The 14,537-nt window shown below is 60.2% G+C and carries 14 protein-coding genes; 6 read left to right on the forward strand and 8 right to left on the reverse strand.

All coding sequences use genetic code 11. From position 1 onward, the window contains the following. The first annotated feature begins 81 nt into the window (after nucleotides 1–81). A complete protein-coding gene (locus BRA471DRAFT_RS10055) occupies nucleotides 82–372 on the forward strand; it encodes a hypothetical protein (protein WP_007606774.1) in 291 nt (96 codons plus the stop codon). Nucleotides 373–411: 39 nt separating this feature from the next. Here the strand turns inward: BRA471DRAFT_RS10055 and BRA471DRAFT_RS10060 are convergent, their stop codons facing one another. From BRA471DRAFT_RS10060 to BRA471DRAFT_RS38280, 3 genes are all read right to left on the reverse strand, one after another. After that, the gene (locus BRA471DRAFT_RS10060) at nucleotides 412–1,149 is read right to left on the reverse strand and encodes a metallophosphoesterase family protein (RefSeq protein WP_007606775.1); all 738 of its coding nucleotides are present in this window, start codon (nucleotides 1,147–1,149) and stop codon (nucleotides 412–414) included. Nucleotides 1,150–1,154: 5 nt separating this feature from the next. Next, complete coding sequence (locus tag BRA471DRAFT_RS38275; RefSeq protein ID WP_157234063.1) at nucleotides 1,155–1,418, reverse strand: hypothetical protein; 264 nt, start codon at nucleotides 1,416–1,418, stop codon at nucleotides 1,155–1,157. Nucleotides 1,419–1,531: 113 nt separating this feature from the next. After that, nucleotides 1,532–1,720, reverse strand: coding sequence for a hypothetical protein (locus BRA471DRAFT_RS38280; protein WP_157234064.1), 189 nt, complete (start codon nucleotides 1,718–1,720; stop codon nucleotides 1,532–1,534). A gap of 39 nt (nucleotides 1,721–1,759) precedes the next feature. Between BRA471DRAFT_RS38280 and BRA471DRAFT_RS10065 the strand changes: the two genes are divergently transcribed. Next, the gene (locus BRA471DRAFT_RS10065) at nucleotides 1,760–3,190 is read left to right on the forward strand and encodes an undecaprenyl-phosphate glucose phosphotransferase (RefSeq protein ID WP_007606776.1); all 1,431 of its coding nucleotides are present in this window, start codon (nucleotides 1,760–1,762) and stop codon (nucleotides 3,188–3,190) included. 37 nt (nucleotides 3,191–3,227) lie between these two features. Here BRA471DRAFT_RS10065 and BRA471DRAFT_RS10070 read toward each other — a convergent pair whose 3' ends face one another. From BRA471DRAFT_RS10070 to BRA471DRAFT_RS10085, 4 genes are all read right to left on the reverse strand, one after another. Then, nucleotides 3,228–3,515, reverse strand: a complete 288-nt coding sequence (locus BRA471DRAFT_RS10070) for a hypothetical protein (RefSeq protein WP_007606777.1) — start codon at nucleotides 3,513–3,515, stop codon at nucleotides 3,228–3,230. 285 nt (nucleotides 3,516–3,800) lie between these two features. Further along, nucleotides 3,801–4,749 (reverse strand): IS630 family transposase gene (locus tag BRA471DRAFT_RS10075; protein ID WP_088930964.1). Its coding sequence is split into 2 segments (ribosomal slippage): nucleotides 3,801–4,412 and nucleotides 4,414–4,749, totalling 948 coding nucleotides; the frame shifts between segments, so codons are not numbered across the junction. Nucleotides 4,750–5,051: 302 nt separating this feature from the next. Next, the gene (locus tag BRA471DRAFT_RS10080; RefSeq protein WP_007606780.1) at nucleotides 5,052–7,283 is read right to left on the reverse strand and encodes a Wzz/FepE/Etk N-terminal domain-containing protein; all 2,232 of its coding nucleotides are present in this window, start codon (nucleotides 7,281–7,283) and stop codon (nucleotides 5,052–5,054) included. A 32-nt stretch (nucleotides 7,284–7,315) separates the two neighbouring features. Further along, nucleotides 7,316–8,053 (reverse strand): hypothetical protein, encoded by a 738-nt coding sequence (locus tag BRA471DRAFT_RS10085; protein WP_231171083.1) that lies wholly within the window; start codon nucleotides 8,051–8,053, stop codon nucleotides 7,316–7,318. Between the two features lie 453 nt (nucleotides 8,054–8,506). Here BRA471DRAFT_RS10085 and BRA471DRAFT_RS10090 point away from each other — a divergent pair, with 453 nt between their 5' ends. Genes BRA471DRAFT_RS10090 through BRA471DRAFT_RS10105 form a run of 4 tightly spaced genes read left to right on the forward strand, consistent with a single transcriptional unit; the run spans nucleotide 8,507 to nucleotide 13,258 of the window. After that, nucleotides 8,507–9,709 carry an acyltransferase gene (locus tag BRA471DRAFT_RS10090; RefSeq protein ID WP_007606784.1) on the forward strand — a complete coding sequence of 401 codons (1,203 nt, stop codon included), beginning with the start codon at nucleotides 8,507–8,509 and terminating at the stop codon, nucleotides 9,707–9,709. Between the two features lie 7 nt (nucleotides 9,710–9,716). Continuing rightward, entirely contained in the window at nucleotides 9,717–11,054 is a 1,338-nt protein-coding gene (locus BRA471DRAFT_RS10095; protein WP_007606786.1) for a hypothetical protein, read from the forward strand. Nucleotides 11,055–11,060: 6 nt separating this feature from the next. Further along, nucleotides 11,061–12,170, forward strand: a complete 1,110-nt coding sequence (locus BRA471DRAFT_RS10100; RefSeq protein ID WP_007606788.1) for an acyltransferase — start codon at nucleotides 11,061–11,063, stop codon at nucleotides 12,168–12,170. Continuing rightward, nucleotides 12,167–13,258 (forward strand): acyltransferase, encoded by a 1,092-nt coding sequence (locus BRA471DRAFT_RS10105; RefSeq protein WP_007606789.1) that lies wholly within the window; start codon nucleotides 12,167–12,169, stop codon nucleotides 13,256–13,258. Before BRA471DRAFT_RS10100 ends, BRA471DRAFT_RS10105 begins: the two co-directional genes overlap by 4 nt. Nucleotides 13,259–13,279: 21 nt before the next feature. Here BRA471DRAFT_RS10105 and BRA471DRAFT_RS10110 read toward each other — a convergent pair whose 3' ends face one another. Continuing rightward, nucleotides 13,280–14,425 carry a glycosyltransferase family 4 protein gene (locus BRA471DRAFT_RS10110; RefSeq protein WP_007606790.1) on the reverse strand — a complete coding sequence of 382 codons (1,146 nt, stop codon included), beginning with the start codon at nucleotides 14,423–14,425 and terminating at the stop codon, nucleotides 13,280–13,282. Nucleotides 14,426–14,537: the final 112 nt, after the last annotated feature.

The raw sequence follows: 14,537 nt of genomic DNA on the forward strand, positions 1-14,537 counted from the left end.
GACATGCCCGACGGGCGTTCTAGCCTCGTTCGTTTGCGCGAAACCTTCGCAAGACTGAGCATCGGAAGGGGGCACAAAGGCATGACCGAGGCGAGGAAGGACGCTCCGCGGCGATACATCGTCAACGGAGCTGGGCAGCGCGTGCTCGTGGGCCTCACGACCTCGGAAACCATCGAATTCGAGCGGTTGGACAACCCGCAAGTCGAATTCGAGGCCGGTGCCGTGCCTGACCAGGGGCGGTTGGAGGAGCATTGCCCCGGGCGCACCGCGAGCGCGCAACGCTGGCTGGAGCTTTACGGCAAACATGAACGCGCCTGGAGCGTTTGGATTGCTGAGAGCCGGGCGCACTTGCATCCACACGTGCTCAATTAGCTGGCAAAGGCGGGATCAGCAAGGCTCCCGTCCAATCGTTTATACCGCGAGCATGCTGCTTCCCTGAATGCTCATCAAAGTGAGATTGCCAGTTGCATAGGCTCCCGTATCTATATTGACGCGATTAGCGAGGAACTCGGCGCTGCGGACCGGCGTATGACCGTGTACAATGTATTTGTCGAACTGCTCGTCGCTACTCAGGAATTCTTCACGAATCCAGAGTAAGTCACGCTCGGTTTGCTCGGCCAACGGAACCCCTGGTCGAACTCCGGCATGAACGAAGAAAAAGTCTCCACAACTGAAGCTCAGCCGCAGATTGTCGAGGAATTCCAGATGCTCAGGCGGCATTGCGCGAATCAGGTCGCGCAGGATCGAGGCCGGTTTGTCGCGGGTCAGGTCCGGCGGCGCGAGCCCGTAGGACACCAATGTCTGGGTGCCGCCGACGGCGATCCAATCCTCGAACAATGAAGGGTCATCGAAGACCCTCACCAGAAATGCCTCGTGATTCCCTTTGAGGAAAACCGCGTTGCCCCGGCGGCTTCGTTCGATCAGGACGTCGAGGGTGGCGCGCGTATCCGGGCCGCGATCGATGTAATCGCCCATGAAGACCTCGATCGCGTAGCGCGGCCGGCTGCAGGCAACGTCGGCGTCGATCACGCGCAACATGGGCTGGAGCAGATGCGCGCATCCGTGAATGTCCGAGATCGCGTAGATGCGGACTCCCTCCGGCAATTGCGGTTTGGGAACAGGCGGGCGTGGTCGGGAGAGAGATATCATGGCGCTCAATCGATCGGGTGGTCGAAAAATTTCCCCAAGTCGCCGGCACCGGAGAGCTCCCATCTAACACGAACAACGTGAAGTCGGTGGAGAGCGCCCTTGTTGTCCGGCTCGATCACGCCAAAAGAAGGGCGGCAGCTTTTGCCCACCTTGTCATACGATCGCGGTGCGAACGGTCGGCCCGTAAGAATTGCATCGCTGAAGGCGAGAGCGCGGCAAAATGCATGCCGGAACGCAAATCCGCATCGCACGCCCAGATAGAAAATCATCGAAATTCTCGCAAATGACTCATCGTGCTCCGCCGAAGGATTGCATCGCCTGAAAGATGAGCGAAGAGGTGCTCGCGCGACGGCAAAGCATCGCGACGGACGCGGGACTTGATTCAAAATGGGGCAGCGCGTTCGCTCATATGTCGGCACTGTGACGACATTTTCAGCGCGTCAAGTTTCGCTTCGCATTTCAACACGGCAACATCATTCGTGCGCCGCAAAAGTTTTGCGTGCAGCGCCACAATGTCGCTGCGATCACGCAACACGTTCTGCGCGGGGAAGTGACGAGTCTTCAGCATCACGATGAGCGTCAGACACTCTCTCGATAGGTAGAGGTTCGAATGGCTGTTGCAACTTACGGTTCTGAAAACGCTCACGCGCTGTCGTCGACGCGAGGTGGCGCTCTTCAGAGGCCATTTCAGATTGTCGTCATGGCTGCTGACTTTCTGCTGATCCTGTTGAGCTATGCCGCCGGGGCTTCGCTGTACGGCGCGGCCGTCGCTTCGCCCACCGACGGCGCTCCGGTGGGAGCGGGATTATTCGTCGGCGTGGTGTTCGTTGCGGTCGCCTATTTCAGGGACGTTTATGCCACGCACCGGCTGCTCAATATCGTCTGGCAGCTTCGAAAGGCGGTGTTTATCTGGCTTACGTCACTAACGATCCTTGCCGTTGCTGCCTTCTTGCTGAAATCGACCGACAATCTGTCCCGCGGCACCGTCATCGTGTTCGCCGTGATCGGCGGACTTGGCTTGGTCAGCCTTCGCTTCGTCTGGCAGGCGGTGTTCGGTACGAGCTTTGCGAGAAGCCGGCTGGTCGATCGCAAGGTGATCCTGCTCAGCCTCAAGCCGCTCGATTTCACCTCCAGCCGCTTCAAGGACCTGCGGAGAAACGGCTTCGACGTCATGCGCCATTTCGTGCTTGGCGACGAGCGGGATGACGGCCATTGGGAGCGGCAGATTCGCGATGTGATCCGTCAGTCGCGCTCGGCCGACGTCGATGAATACCTGCTTGCGATCGACTGGGACGAATTGCCGATGCTCCGCAAGCTCGGGCCCTATCTGCGCGCAGTCCCGCAGCCGATACGCCTGCTGCCGGACGATCCGATCGCCGACCTGGTGGCTCGTCCCTTCCTGCCGGTTAGTGGAACCGTAGCGGTCGAAATCCAGCGGCCGCCGCTCACCATTCTCGAGCGGTTGCAGAAGCGCTGTCTCGATGTCGGCGTGGCTCTGTTCGCGCTCGTGATCCTGACGCCGCTGCTGCTCACCGTTGCCGTGCTGATCAAGCTTGATTCCCCGGGGGCGGTCATATTTCGCCAGTCGCGCCGCGGCTTCAATGGCAGGCCGTTCGAGATCTGGAAGTTCCGCAGCATGACCGTTTGCGAGAACGGCGAGGCGATTGCCCAGGCGACCAAGCAGGATGCCCGCGTCACCAAGATCGGGCGCTTCCTCCGTATGACGAGCATCGACGAATTGCCGCAGCTCTGGAACGTGATGCGCGGGGACATGTCGCTGGTCGGGCCGCGTCCGCACGCACTTGCTCATGACAATTACTACGACGAGCTCATCAGCAAGTACGTTTACCGCCACCACATGAAGCCGGGCCTGACGGGCTGGGCTCAGGTGAACGGCTTCAGGGGGGAAACGCCGACGATCGATCTGATGGAGAAACGGGTCGAGTATGATGTCTGGTACGTCAGCAACTGGAGCATCTGGCTCGACCTGAAGATCATGGTCCGGACAGCGTCCGCCGTGATGTTCCAGGAAGCCTACTAGCCGCTCAGCCCTTCACTGACGGAACCGGATCGAAGAATCAGGTTCCGTCTCTCGACGACCTGCTGAAGAGCCGCATGATCGCATCGCGCAAGGCGAGCAACGGCGGCACCAGCACGAAGAAAGCCCCCATCGCAACGGAAACGATGACATAGCGGGCCGAGAAGGGTTCGTCCTGCTCGATTTCCCGCTGGCTCCGGTCGATGGGCTCGGGCGAGAGCGTCGTCGCCATCGCCTGCGGGCGCGGTTTGCGCGGGGGAACAACGATCAACACAAACAGGATGTTGAGCATAACCCAAATCATCAGAATTGTCAGGACAATCAGCATTCCGAGCCCACCGGCAAAGAACTAAAAATATAGGCTAAGACTAGCCTCACGGAACCCAGAAAGATGCTAAAAAGTTTCGGCATTTTGACGCATCGAGGACCCGGATTGCCTCGTCTTGCCGATGAAGGGTTGCCAATTGGCGCATTGTCCTAACCATCGTTGTCTCGTCAATCCTTGCTTTTGGCTATGCCAACAACCGTAGTTTGTGGATTCCGGACGAATACGGGGGCCTCAGCTGTCGCGGTGGGCTCGGCGCAATCGTCGGTCTCGTGCGCCTAGAGCGTTTCACATTTTGACTGAACCATAACCAGCGTTAGCGAAAAAGTTTGCGCATTCGCGCGGCTGGATGTCTTGGACGAGGTGACCGATGTGGCGCCAAGTCTCCTCGATGGTGCGCTTCTGAGCCTGCCGCATCCAGTGTTTGATCTTGGCGAAAGCCTGTTCGATCGGATTGAGGTCGGGTGAGTATGGCGGCAGGTACCAGAGCCTGGCGCCAGCAGCCTTGATGATCTGCCTGACAGCTTTCGACTTGTGGCTACCGAGATTGTCGAGAATGACGATGTCGCCATCGCGCAGGGTTGGCAGGAGAAGGTGCTCGACATAGGCGCGGAAACATTCGCCGTTGATCGGCCCGTCAAAGACGCAAGGGGCCGTGAGTTGGTCATGGCGGAGCGCGCCGAGGAACGTGAGGGTGCGCCAGTGACCGTGCGGCGCGAAGCCGCGCAGGCGGGCGCCTTTGGGCCCCCAGCCCCGCAAAGGGGCCATGTTGGTCTTGATCCAGGTCTCATCGATGAAGACGAGCCGGCCCGGGTCGAGCCCGGCCTGCCAGGATCGCCAGCGCCGGCGCCTACGAGAGACGTCGGCGCGAGCCTGTTCGAGGGCGAACAGTGTTTTTTTTGAACCGAAGCCCTTCCCGGCGCAGGAACAGCCAGACCGCATTGTGGGAGACCTTGACCCCGCAGGCTGCCAGTTCCGCTTTCAAAGCATGTAGCGTCAGGTGCGGCGTCTGAGTAATCCGCTCGACGATGAAGGCGCGGTGCGGATCAAGCACAGGCTTGCGGTGACCGCCCATCTTGCCGGGCGCAACCGAGCCGGTCGCCCGCTGCCGCTGTGACCACTTCACAACCGACGAGACCGCAACACCAAACCTTTCCGCCACAGACCGGCAGCTCTCGCCCGCCAAAACAGACGCCACCACACGCTCGCGAAGATCCAGGGAAAGAGGTCGGGTCATCCGATGCTGGCCTCCAATCCAGTCAGCATCTTGAATCACAAACCGCCAAAAACCGGAATCCCCTCCGATTCAATTAAGCAATGGAACGCTCTAGGAGCCCTCGATCGCCTTCAAGCGACAGTTCCACGAAACGCAAAAAGGCCCGCTGCCAAATGGCCGCGGGCCCGAGGTCGTTCCAGTTCGGCGCGACGTCGCGCCTCCTAAAAAGGCGATGCGATCAGGATGAATCGTCATCGCGCTTTGGGTCGTGGTCTAAGCAAGATCTTTTCGGATAGCCGCCGTGCACTTTTCCGAACCATGCTTTAGGCATGCTCGACGTAGTAACTGTTGTGGTGCTTGCCCTTGTAAGCCTCGATGCGCTTGAGCATCTTCGGGTTGGCGCGGTTGAGCACGGCGCCGAGCAATTTCTTCTGCAGGACTTCCGATCCCGAAATCGATTCCTGAAGAGCGCTTCGTGTCGTCTGCCCCCATTCGATCACGTAGACCATGGCGTCGATCAGGAAGCTGACGGCCTTTGCATCCGCCACCGGCATCACCGGCGCCAGGTCGATCACGATGTACTCATAGTGCTCTTTCAGCACCTTGAGCAGCTCGGCCATCGCCTTCGATCCAATGACGTCGGCCGAATTGACCATGCGGGAGGCCACCACGGACGGCAGGAAATCAAGCCCCGTCTCCTTACTTCGCTGCACGTGGTAGCCCAGGCTGGCCGGATCGTTGAGCGCCTCGACCAGTCCGGTCGTGGCGTTCGGCGCGAGCTCGCGCGTGAGTGAGCGCGTGTGCAGGTCGCCGTCGATCAGGACCGTGCGATGTCCGGTGAGCGCGACCAACTGGGCGAAGTTGGCCGCCACCGTCGTTTTTCCCTCCTTGGGGAGAGACGATACGATGCCGATCACCTTGATCTCGCGGGTCAGGCGCGCAACGTCGATCGACACCTTGATGTTGCGCAACGTCTCGGCAAACCGCGAGAATGGATGATCGACGACGTAGCGGGACAGGTTGGGTGGACCGGTCTTCGCGGACGTCGACAACAACGCGCCGGTCTTGGTCGGTGGACGAATGTCGGGCAGGACGCCGAGGCACTTCACGCCGAGCTCATCCTCGACCTCTCCGGGCGTCCGCAAGACATCGCTCAGCATTTCACGCCCGAATGCGACGCCGAAGCCGAGGCAGAGGCCGCCCACCAGGCCGCCAACCAGCGCCAGAACCGTACGCGGCGAGCTCTTGCGATCCGGCCTGTTGGCAGTGCTGATGAGTCGCGACTCGCTGAGCGGAAAGCTCTGATTCTGCGTCGCGCTTTGCAGCTTCTCGAGGAAATTGTTGTAGAGATTGCGATAGGTGTCGGCCGCGCTTTCGAGGTCGCGCAACTGGACCTCGGCCTGGCCGGTGTGGCCGGCCTGGGCGACGAGATCCTTCACGCTATTGTCGAGAGAAGCCTCCCGGCTCTTGGCGATCTCGTAGTCGCTACGATAAGCGTCTCCGATCCGATGCAGTTCGTCCGCCATGTTCTTGCGGATTTCCTCCATCTTATTGGCCACATTGACGGCGGCAAGATGGGCCTTGCCATAACGCTTGGACCAATCGGCATACTGAGCTGCGAGATCGAGGTATTGCGCGCGCAGGCGGGTGATGACCGAATTGTTGAGAGCGTCGGTCACGGTGGATTGTGCGACATCCTGGTCCGAAATCGTGTTGATCCGGTCGAGTTTGGCCTTGGCTTCGGCCGTCGCCGCGCGCGCCTGAACCAGCTGTGTATTGAGGTCAGACAATTGCTGTTCGGACATCAGGCCGCGGCTGGTTCCGACGATGTTGTGCTCGGCCTTGAAGGTCTGCACGGCACGGTCGCTGGTGGTTGCCTGCTCACTCAGCTCGATGCTGCGCTGCTGAAGCCATTCGGTTGCCCGCTTGGTGGACTGATATTTGGCTTCCAGCGCGCCGACCAGATAGGCATTGGCAATGGCGTTGACGATCTTGGCGGCCTTGTCGGGGCTGCGGGAGCGATAGTTTAGCGACAAGACATAGGTCGTCAGGACGCGCTCGGTTCTCAGGTTCTTCTGGACCGCCTCGACCACGGCATGTTCGAGCTGCTCCTGCGACCCCGGTTCGCCGGAACTGAACAGCGACATGACCTTGCCCAGGACAATGGACAGAAGGCCCGGTTTGGAGCCGTTGAACTCCGGATCCTCAGTCAACTTCAGGCGACGGACGACCGAAAGGATCAGGTCGTCCGAATTGATCACCTCGACCTGGCTGTCGACGTAGCCTGTGTCGATCAGGGCGCTGTTGGCGTTGCTGTCCTTGTCCAGCACCTGGGCCTGGCGCGTATCCATCATGATGCGGGCATTCGCCGTGTACATGGGTTGCGCCGTGACCAGATAGACGATCACCAGGGCCAGCGAAGCACCAGTACAGGCTGCGATGATCGGCCATTGCCGGCGCAGGACGTCGGTCACGCGCTCGAAGCTGAGGACGGCCCCGCCGAATTCGATGCCGAATCGGTGTCCCGACTGGAAATGTTCTCTAGGCTGATACATTTGCTAATTCGCTGCCTTTTGACGATCGCTGATCAATTCGGAAGGGGGACGGGCTTGAACGGGTTGGCCAGCTTGGTCTTCCACTCGCCTTCGAGCAGCGCCCCGCCTCGAGGCGGTTGCGCCGGGCCCTTGTCTTGCGATTGCGCCTGGGCGCCGGAGGCGTCGTCTCCCGCGGCGGCATAGCCTGCCTGCACGCTGAGATCGCCGATCCGCTGCACGAAATCTCTGATCTTGCGTGCGGCGTCCGGCTTCTTCGACGTGCATCGCCCTTCGGCAATCCTCAGCGCGGCGCCGATGGACGAGCGATCGGTTGAAGCCGAAGTGGAGATGAGCGTCTGAACGGACGGCAACACCGACGGGCTTGTGGCGATATAGTTGGAGAGCCGATATCTCAGCTTCTCCTTGTCATTGCGCAGCCGCTCCAGGAGCGAGGAGGGCGATTTTACGAATGTGTCGAGTTCGAGCTGTGAGGCACGATCGGAAAATTCGACGCACTGGGCGCGGCAAGCATCGATACTCCCGACCATCAAGGCTGAACCTGCCAAGATGATTGGTAGCCATCGCGATCTCGCAAGACAACGTGTTAGTCCGCAACCCATCCGTGTCCCTTCCTCCCTGTTGCAATAGGAGAACACGCGAAACCTGACAGCTAACTGTGTCAATTTTTGTGCGACGCAAAAGCTGAGTGCATGTGCTCTAAGACAACGCGTGCATTGCCTTTTCCCGATCGGTTGCAAAATGGAGATATGCAATGCCTGCGAGATCGGCATGCCTCCGCCTAGGAATGTTGCAGACTGAAAACATTTGAGGCGTTGCATGTCGAAGTGCCTCGGGCATGCGTCGCAAAACCGACACAAGTCGTTACGCGAGTCATTGTTCCCGGCTGCGAAAAATTATCAGGCGATATGCGGGGCAGCGTGCATGCGAAAGGATCAAAACTCTTTGTGGTCGCGTTGATCGCAGCAGCGTCGAATTTCGCGCACACTTTGCACGTAAATACTCGCAATCATCACGTCCGAAGTGACTTGCGCGCCGGCGCAGGTCGATCTCACGTAAAAAGTGGCGTGAACTTGGCGATCGCATGTCCGAATGATCTGCGAGCCTTGAAATTATCGTCGACCCTCATGCGTCGAATGCGAGCCCGCGATCGCAGAGATTGAACACGCGCAAGACCTGATACACACTGCTGCGGTGCAATAGCTGGGAATGTTGATGTGACGGAGATGGTTCATCGTGAGAAGGCGCATGTCCTGCCGCTCGACAGCATTCGGGGGATCGCCGCGACGTCGGTGGTGATTCACCATCTCCTGCTGATGCCGACCTTCCTCGCGGCGTTCCCGCACAATGCGTGGATCAACTGCTCGTTCTTCAGAAGCTCGTGGCTACTGGTCGATCTGTTCTTCGTTCTCAGCGGGATCGTCATGTCGCTCAGCTACGTCGAGGGCGATTTCGGGCGCTTCTCGCTGCGCGAGTTCATGGTGCGGCGCCTGGCGCGGGTCTATCCGCTGCACATCGTCATGCTGATCGCAAATCTTCTGTTTCGACTTCTGCGGATCGGTTTGGTCATGGCCGGCGTCGTGGCGGCCGCGCCGGCGGCGTTCGAAGTGAACAATGCCTATTCCTTCGGTCTCAACGTCCTGCTGCTGCACTCGATGGGGTTCATCGACTATCTCAGCTGGAATGCGCCAAGCTGGAGCATCAGCGTCGAATTCTATACTTATCTGGTGTTTGGCCTGATCGTGCTGCTTGCCCAGCGCATGCGGTCCCTGCTCTGGTTCTACGTTCTCTGCGGGGCGCTTGCGATCTGCAGTCTGGTCGTCATCATCTTCGTACTGGACAAGAGGAGCCTCGGGCTTCAGACCGATTTCGGCATCCTGCGCTGCTTCGTGAGCTTCTTCCTGGGTGTGCTGACGGTGAGGTTCGTCGACCGCCTGCCGGCCAAGCCGGGTCCTGCCGTGCAGGGCGCGCTGCAATTCGCCGCCATGATCGCCAGCATCGTGCTGGTGTCCCTGTCGGAGACCAATCCTGCGGCAACGTTCCTTGCGCCGGTGACGTTCGCGATCTTCCTCGGCAGCTTGCTGGCCTTTCCGGACGCGCTGCTGGTGCCGCGGATGCTGGTGGTCAAGCCGCTGGTCTGGCTCGGAAAACGGTCCTACTCGATCTACATGGTGCACGCGCTCGTGGTGCTGCTTGCCGAATATTTCGTGCGGGCCGTCGGGGCAGGGCGTATAGCCGCGCTGGATTCGGTCTGGGCGGGCCTGCCGGCGACGTTGAACCTCGTGGTCTCGCTGGCCGCCGTGCTGGCGGTCTCGCACTTCACTTATCTCTACGTCGAAATCCCCGGCGGCAAGCTCATGCGAAATGCGCTCGGAAGCTGTCGGGATTTCGCGCGATCTCCCGCGCAATCGGCGCGGCTGACGAACTGAGCCCGATATGACGATCCTCGCGCTGCATCGGCCGAAAATCACGTTGATCAGCCTCAACATCGAGGCAGTCGCGCTCGGGGCCTATCTGGTCCGCGACGCCTTCGGCGGCGTGATTCGCTATTACACCAGCATCTATCACATGAACGCGCTCTGGTATGTGCCCGACGCCATTGCGCTTCTGTGCCTCATCCAGTTCTTCGTCCATTGCATCTTGCGCAATCGCAGTACCCTGGCGCTCCTGGTCTTGGTGCAGATCATGCTGTCGCTCGTGCTCGGCTATTTCATGCTGGGTACGGTCAACGCAGCAATCTCATCGTTTAAGATGATGCTGCCGGTGTTCGTCGGATTCTGCTTTTGCGATTCGAGCCTCGGCTCGTACAAGAAACTGCTGTCGGTCATCGCCTTGACGTTCTATCTTTCCGTCATCGGAGTGTTGCTGACCAAATTCTATCTCATGCCCTGGGTCGGGTATAAATACGAGTCCTTCGGCGCGGTTCGGGAGGCGGGCCGGCTGTGGTGGGCCTATGGCGGGGACGACCAGCGCCTGATGGGTTTTGCGGCCGACAACACCATGGCCGCCTTCTTCATCCTGGTGTCGTTCGCGATCACGTCTATTCGCATGAGCACCACCTGGTGCCTCCTATTCGGTTCCATTGCGATCTATACCATCAAGCTGACCACGAGCAAGACGACCATGATCGTCCTCGTACTCTATCTGCTTCTGCTCGTGTTCGTGCGGATGCTACCGGAGAGGTCGCGCTTTCCCGCGATCCGGACCATCGCGCTGTGGTCGTATGCCTCGATCTTCGTGCCGTTCTTCATGATCGTGGTTGCTTCCGGGACCGCCGCGGTGCCGCATTCGACCCTTTTCAGCATCCTCGATCGCATCAATAACAGCTGGCAAAAGCCGTTCATCTACATGACGCAGCTCATGCCGATCGGCCTGGTGACCGGCTGCGGTGCAGGCTGCTTCAACTATCCGCAGCAGCTGTTCTCGCCGCTCGCGGCGTTTTGGGTGCCCGTCGACAATTTCTATATCGGGACCTACCTGATGTTCGGTCTGCCGTTCGTCGCGTTCATGGTGATGGTGTTCAGGGCGACCTTCGGCGCGACCGACGTGTACAAGCTGACGCTGATCTTCGTCGTCAATTTGTTCACGATCACGGTGTTGAACTACGGCCCGGCATCCGGCCTCCTGATCATCGCATTGAGCTTCAGCGAGGTGTTTTCGCGCCGCGCTGCCTCCACGCGGGCCGGCGATGCCATACCAATCGTAGTGCGGCCGCCGATGCCGTCATTGGAAGGCTTCCGTCCGGATATGCCGGCGGCGAGCGGAAGCAGGTGAGAACGAATGATGCATAGGCGACTCGCATTCATCGACACGCTGCGCGGCATTGCCGTGTTGTCGGTCCTGGTCCAGCATGTGTTCGAGGTGATCGTCCAGAAGCACCCGACGGGTGCCTATTACTGGCCCATCCACGATGTGTTCGGCTACTACATGAACTTTGGCCGGTTTGGCGTGGTGTTGTTCTTCTTCGTCAGCGGCTTCGTCATTCCGTTCAGCTTCCCGGACAGCGCCACGCCTGTGCGGGATTTTGCCATCAGCCGCTTCTTCCGGCTCTACCCGGCTTACTGGACCTCGCTCATAGTCGGGCTCGTGACGATGCAGCTGCTGGATTCGAAAATCTATCCGTTCGGGCAGATCGCCGCGAACGTGACGATGTTGCAGACCTTCGTGAACGTCCCGAACCTCTGGGTGTTCTATTGGACGCTGGCGATCGAGCTGCTGTTCTATGTCGGATGCACCATTCTGTTTGCGATGGGGCTGCTGAACCGGCGCTTTACGGCGGTGACGATCGTCATTGCGGCCGCGCTGGTCGGAACCACAGCTGCGCTCCTGGTTGAGAACAGGGCCGTTTCCTCGGTGATGGAGGTCGGGCTGAACCTGTCGGCGATGTTCCTGGGCAAGATCATCCGCGACACCGTCATCGGCGGAAAGCTGCGATGGTCCCACGTGGCGGTCTGCACGCTCCTGTATGCGATCTTCGCCATCGCCCTCGCCGATCGGCGGTTCGGAGGCGTCTACCACGAGAATTTCTTCTACAGTTATTCGATCGCAGCGGCCTATGTTTGCGCGGCGCTCGTCTTCATCGGCTTTGCCGTGTTCGGTGAGAGAATGGCGTGGCGCCCGATGGCGTTCGTCGGCGTGATCAGTTATTCGGTCTACCTGATGTCGCCGTTCGTGATCGTCTTCATCCATCGCCTCGTCTGGTTCGGCGACGGGCCGCTCGGATGGGCGATCTTCTTGACCCTGATCCTGGCGTTGTCGATCCTGGTCAGCTGGATGACGTTTACATACGTCGAGAAGCCCAGTATCGCGTTCGGACAAAGGTTTCGCTCGGCACGCAGAAAGAAGGTCGTTCTCGAGCCTGCGCTCAGTACCCAGGGTGCTGCAGAATGAGTAACGCGCCGCACCAGCCGGGCGCCGCCTACGACGGATCGTTCGTTCCGTCGGTCCAGGGGCTGCGCGGCATTGCGGCGCTGAGCGTGCTGATGGATCATTTCTACGACATGCCGAAGGGAGGCATGTACGACATCCCGGATCCCGGCTTCCTCCCGCCACTCTGGCTCTGGCTGCAATCGGTGATCAATGTCGGCGGGCATGGCGTCGAGCTGTTCTTCATGATCAGCGGCTTCCTGATCCCGGCGAGTCTGGTGCGGCACGGCTCGCTGTCGCGCTTCTTCTTCGATCGCGTCCTGCGCATCATGCCGGTGTTCGTCGTCCTGCATCTTGCGCTGTTCGCGATAGGTCCGATCGTCGGCTACAAGTTCTTCCGTGGAATCGACCTGACGAGCTATCTCGGGATCTTCGCGGCCAATCTGTTTTTCGTGCAGGACGCGCTTGGTATGCCCATCGCCCAGCAGAATGCCTGGACACTGACCTATGAGTGGGCGTTCTACATCTGGTTTGCAGTGACGTTCTCGATGCTGCGCGTCGGAGGCAAGATGCTGGCAGCCCCCCTGATCCTGCTGGGCATCGCTTGCCTGCTGCATTGGCCGATCACAGCGTTCTTCTGCGTCGGTATGCTCTACAGCGCCACCGGCTTTCGGATTCGTATTCCGGGACGTCTCGGCTTGGCCGTGGGCCTGGCTTGCGGAGCGGCCATGTATGCAAGCCTGGTGCTGTTTCACCCCTTCGTGGCGTTGCTTCCCGGCTTCCTGCTGTTCGGCATGGTGCTTGCCCCGGAGTCGGGCCTCGGCAAGGCTCTGAGCGTCCCGGCCCTGCAATATGTCGGCAAGATCAGCTACAGCCTCTATCTCGTGCACCCGTTCGTGCTCTTCCCGTTGCAGGTGATCGGCCTGAAGCTGGTCGCAGCCGGCGTCGATCGCTGGCTGCTGTGGGCCGCCTTCATCGTGCTCGGGCTCGTGATGTCGCTGGTCGCAAGCGCGGTCAGTTATGAGCTGATCGAGGTCAGGCTGAGGCGCCTGCTGGACGGCGTGATCCGCGGCATGGTCTTTCGGCCGTTGAAGGTCGGGCAATCGGTTTGAGCCGCCGCGTGCCCGTCGCGGTCAGCTCACGGTACGGCCGGCGAGCTTGTGATAGGACCCCAGCAGCTGTTCGGCGATGTGGTCCCAGTTCAAAATACCCGCCGCGGTTTGCCGTGCGCCGTCGGTCAATGTCGCGGCCAGCGGCTTCGAGGTCAGCACGCGTTCGAGTGCATCGGCCAATGCAGTGGCGTCGCCCGGTGGAACCAGCAGCCCGTTGACTCCGTCGGTGACGACGTCGGGAATGCCGCCGGTGGCGCTGGCAACGACGGGACGAGCATTGCCGTAAGCGGAGGCAAGCACGCCGCTCTGCGTTGCATCCTTGTAGGGCAGGGCGACCACGGTCGCCGACTGAAACAGCTGTCCGGTGTCCGCGGGCGAAATGTAGGCGTTGATGGTCTTGACCGTCGGCATCGCTTCCATCCGCGCCCCGAGCCGGGTCATTTCCGGGCCGCGGCCGGCGACGATCGCCTCATGCGCCACGCCGCGCTTGGCCAGTATGTCGATGGCGTCGATGAAGACGTCGAGGCCCTTGTAGGCCCACATCCGTCCAAAGAACAGGATGCGTGCGGCTTCGGGCGCCGCGACCGTACCTCGGGCCGGTGGAACCATGAGCACGCCGTGCATGCTGGAGACCGTTGCGCCCTTGAAGTCGGGCGAGGCGCGACGAAAATCGGCAATGCAACTCTCGCCATGTGTCGTGACGATCGAGGCTGCGGCGCGCATGCGTCCGCGCCAGCCGTCCTCGCGTGGCGAGGTGCCGGAGCCGCCCTCCGAATGCGGGATAGCATCGTGAACCGTCAGCACCAGGGGAATGCCGAGTGGGCGAAGGAACTGGATCAGCCGGGACGTGTAGATCTCCGGAACTTCGTGACAATGAACGACGTCCGGACGAAACGAAATTATGTCGAAGAAAGAGGCCGGGATCCCGAGCACGCCGCCGCGGCGCAGGCTCAAATCGCGAATCCGGGTTTCGAAGGGAGCCGCAACCGCGATATCGGCCAGTTCCCATTGCTGGTTGGCATCCTTGCGGTTGAGCACGAGCCTGACGTCGCAATGGTGAGCCAATCCCGCAGCGAGCCGGTAGGAATATTCTGCAAAATGCGGTGCGTAGATCGCCACACGCAGGCGTCTGGAATTGGGGATAGAACGCGGGGCGGGCGAATTCATCAAGGCATCCATTTTGCATCACATCGCAGAGAGCGATTGGAGTGTAGTCCACGATTTGAACTCACTTCCACTCTAAATCGGAATCGTGATGGCGCTCATCTGATTGCCATCA

This window comes from Bradyrhizobium sp. WSM471, assembly GCF_000244915.1.
Taxonomy (GTDB): Bacteria; Pseudomonadota; Alphaproteobacteria; order Rhizobiales; family Xanthobacteraceae; genus Bradyrhizobium.

Coding starts and splice junctions, on each gene's coding strand:
- BRA471DRAFT_RS10055 (WP_007606774.1), top strand. CDS start 82: ATGACCGAGGCGAGGAAGGACGCTCCGCGGCGATACATCGTCAACGGA.
- BRA471DRAFT_RS10060 (WP_007606775.1), bottom strand. CDS start 1,149: ATGATATCTCTCTCCCGACCACGCCCGCCTGTTCCCAAACCGCAATTG.
- BRA471DRAFT_RS38275 (WP_157234063.1), bottom strand. CDS start 1,418: ATGATTTTCTATCTGGGCGTGCGATGCGGATTTGCGTTCCGGCATGCA.
- BRA471DRAFT_RS10065 (WP_007606776.1), top strand. CDS start 1,760: ATGGCTGTTGCAACTTACGGTTCTGAAAACGCTCACGCGCTGTCGTCG.
- BRA471DRAFT_RS10070 (WP_007606777.1), bottom strand. CDS start 3,515: ATGCTGATTGTCCTGACAATTCTGATGATTTGGGTTATGCTCAACATC.
- BRA471DRAFT_RS10080 (WP_007606780.1), bottom strand. CDS start 7,283: ATGTATCAGCCTAGAGAACATTTCCAGTCGGGACACCGATTCGGCATC.
- BRA471DRAFT_RS10085 (WP_231171083.1), bottom strand. CDS start 8,053: ATGCCGATCTCGCAGGCATTGCATATCTCCATTTTGCAACCGATCGGG.
- BRA471DRAFT_RS10090 (WP_007606784.1), top strand. CDS start 8,507: ATGGTTCATCGTGAGAAGGCGCATGTCCTGCCGCTCGACAGCATTCGG.
- BRA471DRAFT_RS10095 (WP_007606786.1), top strand. CDS start 9,717: ATGACGATCCTCGCGCTGCATCGGCCGAAAATCACGTTGATCAGCCTC.
- BRA471DRAFT_RS10100 (WP_007606788.1), top strand. CDS start 11,061: ATGATGCATAGGCGACTCGCATTCATCGACACGCTGCGCGGCATTGCC.
- BRA471DRAFT_RS10105 (WP_007606789.1), top strand. CDS start 12,167: ATGAGTAACGCGCCGCACCAGCCGGGCGCCGCCTACGACGGATCGTTC.
- BRA471DRAFT_RS10110 (WP_007606790.1), bottom strand. CDS start 14,425: ATGAATTCGCCCGCCCCGCGTTCTATCCCCAATTCCAGACGCCTGCGT.